This is a genomic window from Pseudoalteromonas sp. NC201 (genome assembly GCF_002850255.1).
Taxonomy (GTDB): domain Bacteria; phylum Pseudomonadota; class Gammaproteobacteria; order Enterobacterales; family Alteromonadaceae; genus Pseudoalteromonas.
In genome coordinates this window covers 3,002,612-3,017,876 of the sequence record NZ_CP022522.1, presented here as the reverse complement: position 1 = coordinate 3,017,876, position 15,265 = coordinate 3,002,612, and the positions used below count along the sequence as shown (strand labels likewise).

Sequence of the window (15,265 nt, the reverse complement as noted above, 5' to 3'; positions counted from 1 at the left end):
CCTTGAGTTACATTAATTAGTGCTAACGCTTACTGCGCTAAATATCTAATTCGGCGTATTCCGTCATGATTTGCTCTATCCAAGTTGCGATACGCTCGTCGCTTTTATCGTATTGACTGTCTTCATCTAGTGCCAGGCCAACAAACTGACTTTTATCTTCGGTAAGTGCTTTTGACGCTTCAAATTCATAGTCATCTGAATTTGGCCAGTAACCTAAAAAGGTGACGCCTTGAGGGGCAATTTTTTCATGTAGCATGCCTAGTGCATCTTGAAACCATTCACCATAACCTTGTTGGTCACCCATGCCGAATAGCGCTATCACTTTGTTGCTCAGATCAACGCTGTCGATATCGTCCCAGTGAGACTCCCAGTCTTCCTGAAGTTCGCCGAAGTCCCATGTTGAGATACCAAAAATGAGGAAGTCAAACTGCTCAGCTTGTTTTAGCGGCTCGTCCTTAATATTAAATAAGGTAATTGTGTCTTTGCCGATGATTTCTTGAATCTTTTCTGCGGCCATTTCTGTGTAACATGTTGTCGAGCCGTAAAATAACCCAATTTGCATTGTATTTATCACTTTCAATTTGACTGGTATTATAGGTGGCAAGTCTACATCATGACGTTAATAATTAATACAGGTACTCTGTGAGCGAACACCAAGCAACTTCCCATACACTGTCCGATCCGCAATATATAGAAGCCTTTTTAGATGCACTATTTTTGGAGCAAGGGCTCAGTGAAAATACCATTGCAGCCTATCGCAGCGACCTTGAAAAATTTCTCTTATTTATAAAAGCAGAAACCTCGGTGTCTTCTTTACTGGCAATCACAAGTCAGGACGTTGAGGCTTATTTGGCACACAGAATAGACAAGGGCTTAAAAGCAAAGAGTAACGCGCGAGCCATCAGTGCATTAAAGAGATTTTATTTATATTGGTTGCGAGAAAAACAAATCGCGCAGTCTCCACTGGATACTATTGCGCAACCTAAAACAACACTGTCGTTGCCAAAAACCTTGTCAGAGCAAGAAGTTGAGGCCCTGTTAAATGCTCCTGATTGTGACGACCCTATGGGGTTGAGAGATAAGGCTATGCTCGAACTCTTGTATGCCACGGGGTTGCGCGTGACTGAGTTAGTCGGGCTAAGAATGGAGCAAGTCAACATGAGACAAGCTGTTGTACTTGTGCGTGGTAAGGGAGGCAAAGAACGCTTAGTGCCTATGGGTGAAGAAGCATTGCATTGGATTGAACAATTTCTCAAAAAAGGGCGGGGCTTAATGATTAAGCATGCTACCGATTTTGTCTTTCCATCCAAGCGAGGCATAGGTATGACGCGACAAACTTTTTGGCATCGCATAAAACACTATGCTATTTTGGCAGACGTTAAGTCGCCGTTATCGCCACATACGCTACGTCATGCTTTTGCAACACATTTATTGAATCATGGCGCTGACTTGCGAGTTGTGCAAATGATGCTTGGCCATAGCGACTTGTCGACGACTCAAATTTATACACATGTTGCCAGTGAACGTTTAAAAACATTGCACCAGCAGCATCACCCAAGAGCTTAATTTTTGTTGCTTGGGAATTATTTATGGTTACTCCGGTCTTAGTGAGTAACACAAAGGGGCGTGTGATCCCCTCAAATAACAGGTTTAGAGAGAACATAATGAAAAAACTAATAGTTGCCGCTTCACTGGCATTGAGCTTTGGCGCTTTCGCTGAGCAAGTTGAGGGTCCTGTCGCACCAACAGCACAAGTAGACCCAATTACGACGCAATTTAGCGGATTGGGTATAACGGTTAAGCAAATCAAAGATAGTCCGCTTGCTGGCTTAAAAACAGTGATCACAGATAAAGGGGTGCTGTATTCAAGTGCCGATGGTAAATATCTGATTCAGGGCACTATGATTGATCTTGATAACCGTCGTAATATTACCGAAGACGCGTTGAGTGATGTGCGCCAGAAAGGTATCGCTGAATACGAAGACTCAATGATCGTCTATAAAGCGGAAAACGAAAAACATCAAATCACGGTATTCACAGACATTACTTGTGGCTACTGCCGCAAACTGCACCGTGAATTAGAAGATTATTTAGCGGCAGGTATTACCGTGAAATACCTAGCTTTCCCACGTGGTGGTTTGCGTGGCTCAGGCTATGAAGATTTGAAAAATGTATGGTGTGCAAAAGATGCCGCTGCTGCACTTACTGAAGCGAAAGCTGGTGGTGCAGTGAAACCAGTTGAAAACTGCCACGCGCCAGTAGCTGAGCACTATCAACTTGGGCAAAGTTTTGGCATTTCAGGAACGCCAGCGATCATTCTTGAAGATGGTTCTATGATCCCTGGTTATCAACCTGCTGCAGCTATTGCACAAATGCTAGACGCAAATAGCCCTAAGTCATAATGACTCACGCTTAGCGATGGAGTTCGCGTTGAGAACTCGATAAGATAGCAAGATAAAGAATATAAAAGGCCATTTTGGCCTTTTTTGTTTTGTGAAAAAGTATGCATACAGAAATTAAACCAAGAGACTGGGTTGATGATAGCCATTTACCGGCTTCACTGCATCCCGTGATCAAGCAGCTTTATGCTGCCAGAGGGGTTAAATCGGTCGTTGAACTGGATAATAGCGCCGCAACCTTACACGATTTTAAATTATTTAAAGACATCGAGCTTGCAAGCCAAATTCTGGCTGAAGCACTTTCTTTGCAACAACAAGTGTTGATTGTTGGTGACTTTGACGCCGATGGCGCAACGAGCACCGCCGTATTAATGGAGGGTCTGCCTCAGTTTGGTTTTCAGCGTGTGGATTACCTCGTGCCTGATAGATTTAGCTTGGGGTACGGTCTAAGCCCTGCATTGGCCGAGCAAATCGTCGCCATAAAACCTGATTTGGTGATCACTGTTGATAACGGTATTTCCTGTATTCGCGGTGTCGAAATCGTGAAGCAAGCGGGTATTAAGGTGATTGTTACCGATCACCATTTACAAGGTGATGAGTTGCCGATTGCCGATGCGATTGTTAATCCAAATCGTCTTGACTGCGATTTCCCGTCTAAGTCTATCGCGGGCGTTGGGGTTGCCTTTTATCTGCTGATAGCGCTGAGGCATTACTTACGGGCGCAAAACTATTTTGTGGAGCAAAATGTCGCGATGCCAAATTTGGCGACATTATTAGATATTGTTGCCCTAGGAACCGTGGCTGACGTTGTGGCGTTGGACGCGAATAACCGCACTTTGGTACACCAAGGACTCGCCCGGATCCGTAGTGGTCAAACGCGACCGGGGATCCAAGCGCTAATCGAGGTTTCTAACCGTAATAATGCTAGATTAAGTGCCAGTGATTTTGGCTTTGCGTTAGCGCCAAGACTCAATGCCGCGGGGCGTCTTGACGATATGAGTTTAGGTATTGCTTGCTTGTTATCGAAAGACATTAACCAAGCTCGCCGTATTGCATCCGAGCTCGATAGTCTAAATATAGAACGACGCGAGATTGAGCAAAGTATGCAGCAAGAGGCGCAAGCGGTATTGGAGCGTTTGGTACTTAAAAGCCAAGAAGTACCAGATGCCTTGTGTTTGTATCAAGATGATTGGCATCAAGGTGTGATAGGTATTCTGGCGGGACGCTTAAAAGAAAAATATCACCGCCCATGTATTATTTTTGCACAAGGCGACAACGGCGAGATAAAGGGCTCATGTCGTTCTATTGAAGGTCTACACATGCGCGACCTCTTAGAGTCAATCAATACCCAGCACCCAGAATTAATTGTAAAGTTTGGTGGTCATGCGATGGCAGCAGGATTGACCATTTTAGAGTCTGAATTTGCGCGGTTTAAACAGGTATTTGAACAAAACGTCAGTGCGACGCTGAGTGAAGAAGCAAAGCAAAGCATTCTGTTGACGGACGGTGAACTGCCGGGCGATTGCTTTACCATGGATTTTGCTTTTGAACTACAGCAGGCAGGTCCGTGGGGGCAGCAATTTAGTGAGCCGGTATTTCAGGATGTATTTGAGTTGGTGCAGCAACGTATTGTTGGCGACAAACATCTAAAACTTGTGCTTAAGCATCGTTCGGGCCGATTGGTTGATGCGATAGCATTTAACGTTGACGTTCGAGCTTGGCCAAATCTCCAGGCAACCCATGCTTTATTTGCTTATCAATTAGATATTAATGAGTTTCGTGGTAAATATAATTTGCAGCTCATTGTGCGTGAACTTCAGGCGCAATCGAATTAATAGAGATGTGCGTACTGAGTTTGTTAAAAAACTCCCAAAATTCTCACTTTAAGGGATGCTAAGCGCGGTTATTATTTGATACTATTGGTCGCTTAAATCTATGGTCTGACCCGTTGTCAGACCTGTTTGTGTGAATTCACAAACCGACAAATTTAGTTCTGGAGTAAAGGTAAATGTTTGAAGTGAATCCTGTGATTAACCAAATCAAGGAAATTCGCGAACGTACAGAGCTTCTTAGGGGGTATCTTTGACTACGCTCTAAAGCAAGAGCGTTTAGAAGAAGTTAATGCCGAATTAGAAGATCCCGCTGTATGGAATGAGCCGGAAAGAGCCCAAGCACTGGGCAAAGAAAAATCGAATTTAGAAGTGATTGTTGAAACCATCGACAATCTTGTGGCTGGTGCCGATGATGCGGAAGGTCTGGTTGAGCTTGCCGTAGAAGCCGAAGATGAAGAAACCTTCACTGAAGCAGAGCAAGAGGTCAACGGTCTTGTTGAGCAGCTGGAAAAACTAGAGTTTCGTCGTATGTTCTCGGGCGAGCAAGATGCCAACGATGCTTACATCGACTTACAGTCAGGCTCTGGCGGTACTGAAGCTCAAGACTGGTGTAACATGTTGCTGCGTATGTACTTGCGCTGGGCTGAGGCGAAAGGCTTTAAAGCCGAAATCGTTGAAGCGACAGATGGCGATGTTGCTGGTATTAAGGGCGCGACAGTTAAAGTCACGGGCGAATATGCTTACGGTTGGCTTCGTACAGAAACGGGCGTACACCGCTTAGTACGTAAGAGTCCTTTTGATTCAGGCGGCCGTCGTCATACTTCGTTTGCTTCTGTATTCGTTTACCCAGAAATTGACGACAATATCGAAATCGATATTAATCCTGCAGATCTTCGTATCGATGTATATCGTGCATCGGGCGCGGGTGGTCAGCACGTTAACCGTACAGAATCTGCGGTACGTATTACACACTTACCAACCAATACGGTAGTGCAGTGTCAGAATGACCGTTCGCAGCACAAGAACAAAGATCAAGCGATGAAGCAGTTAAAGGCGAAATTGTTTGAACTTGAACTGCAAAAGCAAAACGCTGAAAAGCAAGCCCAAGAAGATGCAAAATCTGACATCGGCTGGGGCAGCCAAATCCGTTCATACGTGCTAGATGATTCACGTATTAAAGATTTGCGTACAGGTATTGAAAATCGCAATACCCAAGCCGTACTAGACGGCGATTTAGACAAATTTATCGAAGCAAGCCTGAAATCAGGCCTTTAATCCACAAGCTAAACTAAGAGCTAAACAATGACAGATCACAATCAAGACGAAAATAAACTTATTGCTGAGCGTCGTGGCAAGCTAGATGCGATCCGGGAAAATTGCCCTGCGAATGGCCACCCGAACTCATTCCGCCGCGAAGACTACACACAAGATCTACAGGCTAAGTTTGGTGATAAATCGAAGGAAGAGCTAGTAGAACTTGATCATCATGTTTCTGTTGCGGGTCGTTTGCTTGCGAAACGTGGTCCTTTCTTAGTGTTGCAAGACATGAAGGGTCGTATTCAGGCTTATGCTTCAAAAGACGTACAAAAAGACCTAAAAGAGAAGTATGGTCAATTAGATATCGGCGATATCGTTGGTGTTAAAGGTCCGCTTCATAAATCCGGTAAAGGCGATTTATACGTCGACATGGTTGAGTATGAACTACTGACTAAGTCGCTACGTCCACTACCTGAAAAGTTCCACGGCCTGACTGACCAAGAAGCAAAATACCGTCAGCGTTATGTTGATTTGATCACTAACATGGACACACGCGAAACATTCCGTATTCGTTCAAAAGTGATTGAAGGTATTCGCCGTTTCTTAGCCGAGCGTGACTTTATGGAAGTGGAAACGCCGATGCTACAGGTTATTCCTGGCGGTGCGTCTGCACGTCCTTTTGTAACGCATCACAATGCACTAGATATTGATATGTATCTACGTATCGCGCCTGAGCTATATCTTAAGCGTTTAGTGGTTGGTGGTTTTGATCGTGTGTTCGAAATCAACCGTAACTTCCGTAACGAAGGTTTATCTACGCGTCATAATCCAGAGTTCACTATGATTGAGTTCTATCAAGCATACGCGGATTACAATGATTTGATGAACTTGACTGAAGACATGTTACGCACCGTGGCACAAGACGTGTTAGGCACTACTACGGTTGTTAATACTGTGAAGAATGCTGAAGGCGAAGTGACAGAGACGATTGAGTATGACTTTGGCAGTGCGTTCCAGCGTTTGTCTATGGCTGATGCTATTTTACAATATGGCCCAGATGCTGAAGCACAAGCTGAAATCTTCAAAGATCCAGAAAACCACTTTGAAGCACTAAAAGCATACGCTAAGAAAGTTCACGTTAAGATCCCTGAAAACTGTGTATGGGGTCCAGGTAAGTTCCTATGTGAAATCTTCGAAGAAGTCGCTGAACACAGACTTATCCAACCGACGTTCATTACTGAATATCCTTGGGAAGTGTCACCGCTTGCACGTCGTAACGATGAAAATCCATTTATCACAGACCGCTTCGAGTTCTTCGTGGGTGGCCGTGAGCTTGCAAATGGTTTCTCTGAGCTTAATGATGCTGAAGATCAAGCTGCGCGCTTTGCTCGCCAAGTGGAAGAAAAAGATGCAGGTGACGATGAAGCAATGCACTACGATGCGGATTATATCCGTGCGCTAGAGCATGGTTTACCACCAACAGCAGGTGAGGGGATTGGTATCGATCGCCTTGTGATGTTGTTCACGGACTCACCGACTATTAAAGACGTTATCTTGTTCCCGCATATGCGTCCTGAAGTGCAAGCTGAACAGTAAGTATTTTCACGTAATCTGAAAGTACATCTAGAAAAGCGCCTTATGGCGCTTTTCTGTTATTTGCGTAAGATAAATCTCACAGTATTTCTAAATACTTAGTTTTATTATGTAGTTATTGCCAACTCCTATTCATAATAAAAGTTGTTTCTCTTTTGAAACTAGATTATCCCAATTTCCTAACTAGTCTTTTTCAAGTTCTAATGCTGCGTTAAAAATAACGAATAGGGAATCCAAAAAGATGAGCAATAATGAGTTTGAAAATGTCGATGAGCACGAGCAAGCGAGAATCTTATATTATCGGGCTTGTATCGCTGAGTTTCAGCAGCTTGGTTATCAAGAAGCATTTTTAGACGAAGTTTTGCGTCAACAACGTGCATTAAGAAATACCTATAGCGATCCTAACCCCCTACAAAATGAGTAAAAATTGGCGTTAGTGCCGAGTAACTAAGCAGACTGCACAATCTATCACCATTCAGTGCTTTTTTACAAGAAAAGTATTTGACATATTTTTTCTAACCTATATTATACGCCCCACAAGACGGAGAGGTGGCCGAGTGGCCGAAGGCGCTCCCCTGCTAAGGGAGTATAGGGTTTGTAGCCCTATCGAGGGTTCGAATCCCTCCCTCTCCGCCATTTTTAATGGTTGTCTTGTACGGACGCATAGCTCAGCTGGATAGAGTACCTGGCTACGAACCAGGCGGTCGGAGGTTCGAATCCTCCTGCGTCCGCCACTTCTCCTTGAGTGGTTAAATAATAAAGGTAGGAAACAGGCGTTGGAGGTTTACCTTCAAAAAACACGTCCTGCGTCCGGCACTTTTCTTTCGGTGGTTAAATATTAAAGAAGTTGGAAAACTATACATTCGTAACGGACGCATAGCTCAGCTGGATAGAGTACCTGGCTACGAACCAGGCGGTCGGAGGTTCGAATCCTCCTGCGTCCGCCACTTCTCCTTAAGTGGTTAAAGAATAAAGGTAGGAAACAGGCGTTGGAGGTTCACCTTCACAAAATATTTCCTGAGTCCAGCACTTTTCTTTAAGTGGTTAAATATAAAGAAGTTGGAAAACTATACATTCGTAACGGACGCATAGCTCAGCTGGATAGAGTACCTGGCTACGAACCAGGCGGTCGGAGGTTCGAATCCTCCTGCGTCCGCCACTTCTCCTTAAGTGGTTAAATAATAAAGGTAGGAAACAGGAAGTCGGAGGTTCACCTTCACAAAATACGTCCTGCGTCCGGCACTTTCCTTTAGGTGGTTAAATATAAAGAAGTTGGAAAACTATACATTCGTAACGGACGCATAGCTCAGCTGGATAGAGTACCTGGCTACGAACCAGGCGGTCGGAGGTTCGAATCCTCCTGCGTCCGCCACTTTTCCTCAAGTGGTGAAATAAAGAGATAAACAAGCCGACGAAAGTCGGTTTTTTTTGTGTCTAATATCCATGTAGGAGCAGGTTTACCCTGCGATCTTTTACGAAAGTTAAATATGACGACGCTCGGAGGTTCACTCTCCACAACATACGTCCTGCATCCGCCACTTTTCCTCAAGTGGTGAAATAAAGAGATAAACAAGCCGACGAAAGTCGGTTTTTTTTGTGTCTAATATCCATGTAGGAGCAGGTTTACCCTGCGATCTTTTATGAAAGTTGAATATGACGACGGTCGGAGGTTCACTCTCCACAACACACGTCCTGCGTCCGCCACTTTTCCTCAAGTGGTGAAATAAAGAGATAAAACAAGCCGACGAAAGTCGGCATTTTGTCTAATATCCATGTAGAACAGGTTTACCCGCGATCTTTTATGAAAGTTGAATATGACGACGGTCGGAGGTCCTCTCCACGGCACACGTCCTGCGTCCGCCACTTTTCCTCAAGTGGTGAAATAAAGAGATAAACAAGCCGACGAAAGTCGGTTTTATTAATCTAATATCCATGTAGGAGCAGGTTTACCCTGCGATCTTTTATGAAAGTTGAATATGACGACGGTCGGAGGTCCACTCTCCACAACACACGTCCTGCGTCCGCCACTTTTCCTCAAGTGGTGAAATAAAGAGATAAACAAGCCGACGAAAGTCGGTTTTTTTGTGTCTAATATCCATGTAGGAGCAGGTTTACCCTGCGATCTTTTATGAAAGTTGAATATGACGACGGTCGGAGGTTCACTCTCCACAACACACGTCCTGCGTCCGCCACTTTTCCTCAAGTGGTGAAATAAAGAGATAAACAAGCCGACGAAAGTCGGTTTTTTTGTGCTTAAATGTATCTTGTAGGAGCAGGTTTACCCTGCGATCTTTTATGAAAGTTGAAGACGACGACGCTCAGAGATTCACTACTGCATGATTAAACTCCCGAAATACTTTTCATTTTTTTTCTGACTGATACCCTAATCGCGTATTTATTTAGAGAAAGCGTTATATGTTTCAATCACTCAGAATTTTATTACTACTTGTTTTTTGTTGTGTTCCTTTAACTGTTGAAGCGCTTACATTAGGTGCTGAGCGCGCAGAAGAGTATTTACCTGTGTTAAAAGGTAAGCGCGTCGGATTAATCGTAAACCAAACATCCCGCATTGAGGACCAACATCTAGTTGATTACTTACTTAATAAAGAAGTGGATGTTAAAAAGGTCTTTGCACCGGAACATGGTTTTCGTGGTAATTATGATGCGGGTGCTAAAGTAGATGATGCAACAGATGTGAAAACTGGGCTACCAATCATTTCGCTTTATGGTAGTAATAAAAAGCCAAGGCCTGAGCAGCTCAAAGATATCGATGTGCTTATTTTTGATATTCAAGATGTGGGGTTACGCTTTTATACTTATATCAGCACTATGCACCTCGCGATGGAAGCTGCAGCCGATGCAAATATTGAATTTTGGGTTTTTGATAGGCCAAACCCAAATATCGCATATGTTGATGGCCCATTATTAGAAAAACCATTTCAATCTTTTGTTGGTATGCATCCCATTCCCGTATTGCATGGCATGACCGTTGGCGAACTTGCGACTATGATTAAAGGAGAAGGGTGGTTAACCTCGCTTAAAGCGCCACAGTTACGTGTATTTCCAATGCGAAATTATAGCGGTACCACCGAATACAGATTGCCGATACCACCAAGTCCTAACCTACCAAACCAACAAGCAATCTACTTGTATCCATCTTTGTGCTTTTTTGAAGCGACACCTATTTCTGTTGGTCGTGGAACGGATTTTCCCTTTCAAGTTTTTGGCTATCCAGGCCCTAAGTTGGGTGAGTTTCAGTTCACTCCTCGACCAGTACTAGGTGCGGCTTCCAATCCTAAATTAAATGGTGTGACTGCGTTTGGGAAGGATTTAAGAAACAGCAATGTACGAGGTTTTGACCTAACTTGGTTTGTTGCTGCATACGCACAGTTCAAACACGAGAATAAAGCGTTTTTTCAGTCCCCCGGTTTTCTCGATAAGCTTGCAGGCACGGACAAAGTCCGCAAAGCCATTGAATCTGGCCAATCGGCATCAGAGCTGAGGAAACTGTGGCAGCAGGATGTACAAGATTTTTTAAAGCAGCGGAAAAAGTATTTATTATACCCGAGACTGTAACGGGTTTTTGCTAGAGGTAAACGGCAGCACGAGTCTGCCGTGAGTGGCTTAAGTCTTACTCACTACGCAATACTTGCATGTTTTCATTGGCCTTATCCACACGTTTTTGCCAATGCAGGTTAGATTGCGCGAGTGCAGTGAATAAAACATCAATAAGGTAGGCTTGAGAAGTACGAGACAGCATACCTGAATGCTTAAGTGGCTCCCCTTCATTGATGCAATACAGTATCGCATCTGCCATTTCCGCGAGTGAGTGGCTACCATAACGTGAAATGGCAAGACATTTACAGCCATTATCCAGAGCTTGATTAGTCAAGGTTAGCAAGCTCTTGCTGGTTCCTGTATTGCTGATCACAATAAAAAGATCGTCTTTTCCCATCGTTGCAATAAAGCTAGAGGCACTGATTTCATCGACCTGAGCAATTGCCGGAATACCAAGCTTTTGGAGTTTCCAAGTTAAATCTTGGGCCATAGTGAAGGTACTACCAAGTGCACATACGATGACTTTTCGTGCGTTTTTCACCAACTGAATTGCGTTCTCAAACTGTTTTGCTGAGTTAAGTTTTCGAGTTTCGGAAATAACATTTTGCTGTTTTAGTTGTAATTTATCTGCGATTAACTCGATGGAGTCATTACTGGAAATTAACTCATCAATTGCTGCGCTGGTATCTGTTTGCTCGTTGAGCGCATCAACAACGGCAAGTTTAAATGCTGGAAATCCTTTATACCCCAGCTTTTGGGCAAATTTTACGACGCTAGATTGGCTGACACCGGCTTCGCGTGCCAGCTCAACGGAGGAAAGCGCACGGATTTTATCGCCCGAGTTCAAGGTAAAGTCAGCAAGCTTTGCTTCACTATTTGAGAGTGATGGACGAAGTGCTTTTATTTTGACAAATGTAGACATACGATACTCAATCCGAACTAAATTAATCTGTCCATATTATAGGTTCAATTGGAACGTTACGATAGACCAAAAAGGAATATCATTGCACAAAACACACTCATTGTACCAGTATTGGGGTTAAATGTTGACTTAAATTTAATTTAGTCGCAAAGACTTGGTGTTTTAAACCGCTTAACTTAAGCTAAGTGTTTTGAATTTATAGACTAAACTATATGGCTTGGTACTCGATTTTGCCACCTTTGATTGCGATTGCAGTCGTGTTTTGGCGTAAAGAAGTGATTATCGCTTTGATTTTAGCGTTAGTTTCTTCCGAATTTTTATTGGCTGTACATGGCCAGCAGTCGCTAGTTGCTGGCACATTTGTAGGCAGTATCGAACGTGTTATTGAGGTTGCGACATCGGCAGGTAACAGCCGGATCTTGATTTTTAGCATTGTGATCGGTGCATTGCTTGCCTTCATCCGAGAGTCAGGTGGGGTTGCTGCAACGGTGAATATGCTGCTTAATCGAGGCGTCGCTAAGAGTAAGCGTCAGGTTGGCTTACTGACCATGTTTACTGGCACGGCTGTGTTTATCGAATCAAATATGAGTGTACTAACTTCTGGTATTGTTGCGAGGGGGCTATTTGACAGGTTCAAAATGAGTCGGGCTCGTTTGGCTTATATCATCGATAGTACTAGTGCTCCTGTATGTATTTTGATTTTACTTAATGGCTGGGGAGCTTATGTGCTTGGGCTGCTGAGTAACTACGAACTTGAGCAGTCAGCAGTGAGTATTTTATGGGGTAGTGTCGCGTTTAACTTTTATGCGATTATCGCGCTGTTAATTGTTCTCTATACGATTGTCTTTGATAAAGTTCATGGACCGATGAAGGCTGCGGAACAAGAGTTAAAACACCATACGGCTGAAATAAGTAGTGGGCCGAGTGCTACCAAGTCGCGTTATATGCTGATCCCTTTATTAACGCTGATTGTAAGTATGCTTGGATTTATGTTTTGGACTGGCAATGGTGTATTGGCAAATGGTAGTGGCTCTAAATCAGTACTTTATGCCACACTCTTAGCTTCAACGGTTGCATATTTGCTGCTTTTAACCGGCAAGAGATTTAGTCATCACGAGCTAATGGATGTTGGGTTTAAGGGAATGGGAGAACTGCTGCCATTGGTAAGTATTGTGTTACTCTCTTTGACCTTAGGTGCAAGTCTAAAAGAGTTAGGAACAGGGACTTTTGTTGCGTCTTTAGTTGGTGACTATTTGCCTATTTACTTGATAGTGCCTGTACTCTTTATTACTGGTGCAATCATGTCATTTACGACTGGTACATCATGGGGCACCTTCGCCATATTAATACCTATTGGTGTGCCACTTATTCAATCGCTAGGCTTACCGCCGTCGCTTGTGCTTGGTGCTATCTTAAGTGGCGGAATATTTGGTGATCACTGCTCGCCTATCTCTGATACCAGTGCGGTATCGGCACTGGCATCTGGATGTGACTTACTGACTCATGTTAAAACCCAGTTGCCTTATGCATTGGTGGGCGGGGTATTAGCAATTATCAGCTTCTTTATTGCCAGCCTTATTATGATTTAAGAGTAAGCGCCAGTTAGGGGCAAGCCAAAACTTGGTTTTGCCCCGTACTTTCAATAGCAATAATTTGTCCGTTGTTGGCGGTCGACAGTGCTAGCATAACTGGCGTATTAAAATTGATAACACTAGTTTTTGGCTGTGGCATCACGCTAAGTAGGCTTTGTTTTAACTCGATGAGGGTATGGGTATTACACTCTTCAATTAACCAAGCATCATCGTTAATTGCAACGAGTCGACCGTAACGCTGTTCTTGAACTTGTTGTTGCGCAGCCTCAAATCTAGCATCCAGCACTTTTTTCTGTTCATCTATACGGGCAAGATACTGGCCTTGCTGTAGCTCATGCGTTTCGATGTGTTGAAAATCTCCATAACTGACTAAATGAGCATTTGAGTTATATTCTTTATCAATATCAAAATGTTGATTTTGATACCATAAGGTGAAAAGTAAAGCGACTGAACAAGTAACCGCGCTCCACTGCCAAGTTTCTATACGACCCAAATAATGATGGGCAAAGCTAACTAGTCGCACCTTGATGCGAGTAGCCAAAGTTAACGGTTTTTCCTGCTTGTTAGCTTGGTAAGCCGCTTTTAACTTGGCGTCAAATTTGTCTAAATTACTCATGATTTTCACCCACTTGAGACTTTAGTGTCTCTTTTGCGTATCTAATTCGAGTTTTTACAGTCTCTTGCGTGGCCCCTACAATTTGTGCTATTTCAGCTAAGCTGAACCCTTCTAACTGTAAGCTTAGCGCCTCTTTTTGTAATAAAGGAAGTGTAGCAATTTGCTGGTATAGCCACTGTTCCTCCGATGTTTTTGTAAACTCATTGGAGCTGGTCATACCTACTTTACTATCTGTCAACTCAGAGAGTTTACCTGACGCCCTGATTGAATCGATTAGCAAGTTACGTGCAATGTGAAACAAGTAAGCCTTGGGGTGACCCTGTTGTCGATAAGCGCTTTTCTTTTCGATGACTTTTAGCCATGTTTTTTGACATATATCTTCTGCCGACGCCGCCTGTGTTTGTGTTTTTAGAAAGTGAAATAAATCACCTTGATAGCGCTCAATGACTTGCTCTAGGTATTTTACTTTACCCGTCGTCGCATATTCATAAAGCGGATCTTCTACGTTGCTGGTGGCGCGAGCACGCCACATTTTCAAGCTACTCAGCATAGGCAATCCTAAGTCTCAAGGGTCAACAGACCCTAATATCAATAAGCTAAATTAACCTGAGCTTCGGATAATTAAAGCCTTTCTAGCAGCCAGTTTTAGCGCTAACTGCGTTGAATTCACTTCCAATAGCCAGCTATTGGTGCATAAATTCGCCTTGTTATCCCTAAAACTGTCAGGCTAGATAAGGGGATAATCTAATGTGGTATTAAAAACAATGAGTTAGCTCATTCCTTATCCAAACCTCAGGTTAAATTAAGAAGTTTACTTCGTGACTCAGCGGCTCAAATTGATTACGTATCAATGGCTGTTATTGTTCCAGTGTAAACTCTAATACAACGCGCTGAGCGTATTGCGGCTGCGGCTTTCCATCAACAATAAGTGGTCTATACTTCCATTTCCTTAGTGCTCTGACAGCAGCCTGATCAAATACTCTTTTAGGCTCCGCATTCGTCACTTTAACATCAATCACTTCGCCTTGTGGAGAAATGGCAAACTCCATTTCTACCCAGCCTTCCACTCCATCTCTAGCAGCCGCGGGCGGATAGTTAGGGTTGCTTCTAACAAGTGGAGTCGCTTGCCCATCGGTGGAGAATTGCAGCGTCATTGTGTTAGTAAACTTACCTAAATCTACGCTAGGTGTCTCGCTACTAATTTGTAGATTATCTCCTGTATCAACGATATTTTCAGTCGGTCTAACTGGGGCCGTTATTGGTTTTGGTGGTTCTGGCATTACCCTTTTTTCTTCGACTGGAGAGTCCTCTCTATCCGTTGCAATAGTAAGATCAAATACTTCTATGTCGACAATGGGGGGAGTGAGTTCCTGAGAAACTAAGTTTTGCATAAAGCCAAAGGTGGCAAAAGTAATAATAACTGCGCCAACAAGCGATAGTGCGAGTTTTGGAATTGCTAAATTAGGCTGTTGAAGAGTGGCTAATGTCGTCATGAT

13 protein-coding genes and 5 tRNA genes are annotated in these 15,265 nt (G+C 43.5%); 13 read left to right on the top strand and 5 right to left on the bottom strand.

Annotated elements, in window-relative coordinates:
- Positions 1–37: 37 nt before the first annotated feature.
- Complete coding sequence (fldB, locus tag PNC201_RS13095) at positions 38–562, bottom strand: flavodoxin FldB (RefSeq protein WP_039493609.1); 525 nt, start codon at positions 560–562, stop codon at positions 38–40.
- Between the two features lie 80 nt (positions 563–642).
- On the opposite strand from fldB, the gene xerD reads away from it, so the two are divergent.
- From xerD to PNC201_RS13035, 12 genes are all read left to right on the top strand, one after another.
- A complete protein-coding gene (gene xerD / locus PNC201_RS13090) occupies positions 643–1,566 on the top strand; it encodes a site-specific tyrosine recombinase XerD (RefSeq protein ID WP_010606193.1) in 924 nt (307 codons plus the stop codon).
- 98 nt (positions 1,567–1,664) lie between these two features.
- The gene (gene dsbC, locus PNC201_RS13085; protein ID WP_010606194.1) at positions 1,665–2,402 is read left to right on the top strand and encodes a bifunctional protein-disulfide isomerase/oxidoreductase DsbC; all 738 of its coding nucleotides are present in this window, start codon (positions 1,665–1,667) and stop codon (positions 2,400–2,402) included.
- A 101-nt stretch (positions 2,403–2,503) separates the two neighbouring features.
- Entirely contained in the window at positions 2,504–4,234 is a 1,731-nt protein-coding gene (gene recJ, locus PNC201_RS13080) for a single-stranded-DNA-specific exonuclease RecJ (RefSeq protein WP_102057308.1), read from the top strand.
- Positions 4,235–4,407: 173 nt separating this feature from the next.
- A protein-coding gene (gene prfB, locus PNC201_RS13075; protein WP_100053028.1) for a peptide chain release factor 2 occupies positions 4,408–5,506 on the top strand; the annotation gives its coding sequence in 2 pieces (ribosomal slippage) (positions 4,408–4,482 and positions 4,484–5,506; 1,098 coding nt in all).
- Positions 5,507–5,533: 27 nt separating this feature from the next.
- The gene (lysS, locus tag PNC201_RS13070) at positions 5,534–7,084 is read left to right on the top strand and encodes a lysine--tRNA ligase (RefSeq protein ID WP_010375973.1); all 1,551 of its coding nucleotides are present in this window, start codon (positions 5,534–5,536) and stop codon (positions 7,082–7,084) included.
- A gap of 238 nt (positions 7,085–7,322) precedes the next feature.
- A complete protein-coding gene (locus PNC201_RS13065; protein ID WP_010375970.1) occupies positions 7,323–7,505 on the top strand; it encodes a hypothetical protein in 183 nt (60 codons plus the stop codon).
- A 119-nt stretch (positions 7,506–7,624) separates the two neighbouring features.
- Positions 7,625–7,717 (top strand) — tRNA-Ser (locus tag PNC201_RS13060).
- 21 nt (positions 7,718–7,738) lie between these two features.
- Positions 7,739–7,815: transfer RNA gene (locus tag PNC201_RS13055), tRNA-Arg, on the top strand.
- 136 nt (positions 7,816–7,951) lie between these two features.
- Positions 7,952–8,028, top strand: a tRNA-Arg gene (locus tag PNC201_RS13050).
- Positions 8,029–8,163: 135 nt separating this feature from the next.
- Positions 8,164–8,240: transfer RNA gene (locus PNC201_RS13045), tRNA-Arg, on the top strand.
- 136 nt (positions 8,241–8,376) lie between these two features.
- Positions 8,377–8,453, top strand: a tRNA-Arg gene (locus PNC201_RS13040).
- 1,043 nt (positions 8,454–9,496) lie between these two features.
- Positions 9,497–10,657: an exo-beta-N-acetylmuramidase NamZ family protein gene (locus PNC201_RS13035; protein ID WP_102057307.1), complete on the top strand. Its 1,161-nt coding sequence runs from the start codon at positions 9,497–9,499 to the stop codon at positions 10,655–10,657.
- A 55-nt stretch (positions 10,658–10,712) separates the two neighbouring features.
- Here the strand turns inward: PNC201_RS13035 and PNC201_RS13030 are convergent, their stop codons facing one another.
- Positions 10,713–11,561, bottom strand: a complete 849-nt coding sequence (locus PNC201_RS13030) for a MurR/RpiR family transcriptional regulator (protein ID WP_010606197.1) — start codon at positions 11,559–11,561, stop codon at positions 10,713–10,715.
- A 212-nt stretch (positions 11,562–11,773) separates the two neighbouring features.
- On the opposite strand from PNC201_RS13030, the gene PNC201_RS13025 reads away from it, so the two are divergent.
- Complete coding sequence (locus PNC201_RS13025; RefSeq protein ID WP_102057306.1) at positions 11,774–13,150, top strand: Na+/H+ antiporter NhaC family protein; 1,377 nt, start codon at positions 11,774–11,776, stop codon at positions 13,148–13,150.
- Positions 13,151–13,163: 13 nt separating this feature from the next.
- On the opposite strand, the gene PNC201_RS13020 is transcribed toward PNC201_RS13025, so the two are convergent.
- The 3 genes from PNC201_RS13020 to PNC201_RS13010 form a co-directional block, all read right to left on the bottom strand.
- Positions 13,164–13,769, bottom strand: a complete 606-nt coding sequence (locus tag PNC201_RS13020; RefSeq protein ID WP_010606199.1) for a hypothetical protein — start codon at positions 13,767–13,769, stop codon at positions 13,164–13,166.
- On the bottom strand, positions 13,762–14,319 hold the full coding sequence (locus tag PNC201_RS13015) for an RNA polymerase sigma factor (RefSeq protein WP_102057305.1): 558 nt from the start codon (positions 14,317–14,319) through the stop codon (positions 13,762–13,764). Before PNC201_RS13015 ends, PNC201_RS13020 begins: the two co-directional genes overlap by 8 nt.
- Positions 14,320–14,626: 307 nt before the next feature.
- Complete coding sequence (locus PNC201_RS13010; RefSeq protein WP_102057304.1) at positions 14,627–15,262, bottom strand: energy transducer TonB; 636 nt, start codon at positions 15,260–15,262, stop codon at positions 14,627–14,629.
- Between the last annotated feature and the right edge of the window lie 3 nt (positions 15,263–15,265).

What these genes read in the sequence shown, in the direction of transcription:
- fldB (WP_039493609.1), bottom strand. Translation starts at nt 562, where the DNA reads ATGCAAATTGGGTTATTTTACGGCTCGACAACATGTTACACAGAAATG.
- dsbC (WP_010606194.1), top strand. Translation starts at nt 1,665, where the DNA reads ATGAAAAAACTAATAGTTGCCGCTTCACTGGCATTGAGCTTTGGCGCT.
- recJ (WP_102057308.1), top strand. Translation starts at nt 2,504, where the DNA reads ATGCATACAGAAATTAAACCAAGAGACTGGGTTGATGATAGCCATTTA.
- lysS (WP_010375973.1), top strand. Translation starts at nt 5,534, where the DNA reads ATGACAGATCACAATCAAGACGAAAATAAACTTATTGCTGAGCGTCGT.
- PNC201_RS13065 (WP_010375970.1), top strand. Translation starts at nt 7,323, where the DNA reads ATGAGCAATAATGAGTTTGAAAATGTCGATGAGCACGAGCAAGCGAGA.
- PNC201_RS13035 (WP_102057307.1), top strand. Translation starts at nt 9,497, where the DNA reads ATGTTTCAATCACTCAGAATTTTATTACTACTTGTTTTTTGTTGTGTT.
- PNC201_RS13030 (WP_010606197.1), bottom strand. Translation starts at nt 11,561, where the DNA reads ATGTCTACATTTGTCAAAATAAAAGCACTTCGTCCATCACTCTCAAAT.
- PNC201_RS13025 (WP_102057306.1), top strand. Translation starts at nt 11,774, where the DNA reads ATGGCTTGGTACTCGATTTTGCCACCTTTGATTGCGATTGCAGTCGTG.
- PNC201_RS13020 (WP_010606199.1), bottom strand. Translation starts at nt 13,769, where the DNA reads ATGAGTAATTTAGACAAATTTGACGCCAAGTTAAAAGCGGCTTACCAA.
- PNC201_RS13015 (WP_102057305.1), bottom strand. Translation starts at nt 14,319, where the DNA reads ATGCTGAGTAGCTTGAAAATGTGGCGTGCTCGCGCCACCAGCAACGTA.
- PNC201_RS13010 (WP_102057304.1), bottom strand. Translation starts at nt 15,262, where the DNA reads ATGACGACATTAGCCACTCTTCAACAGCCTAATTTAGCAATTCCAAAA.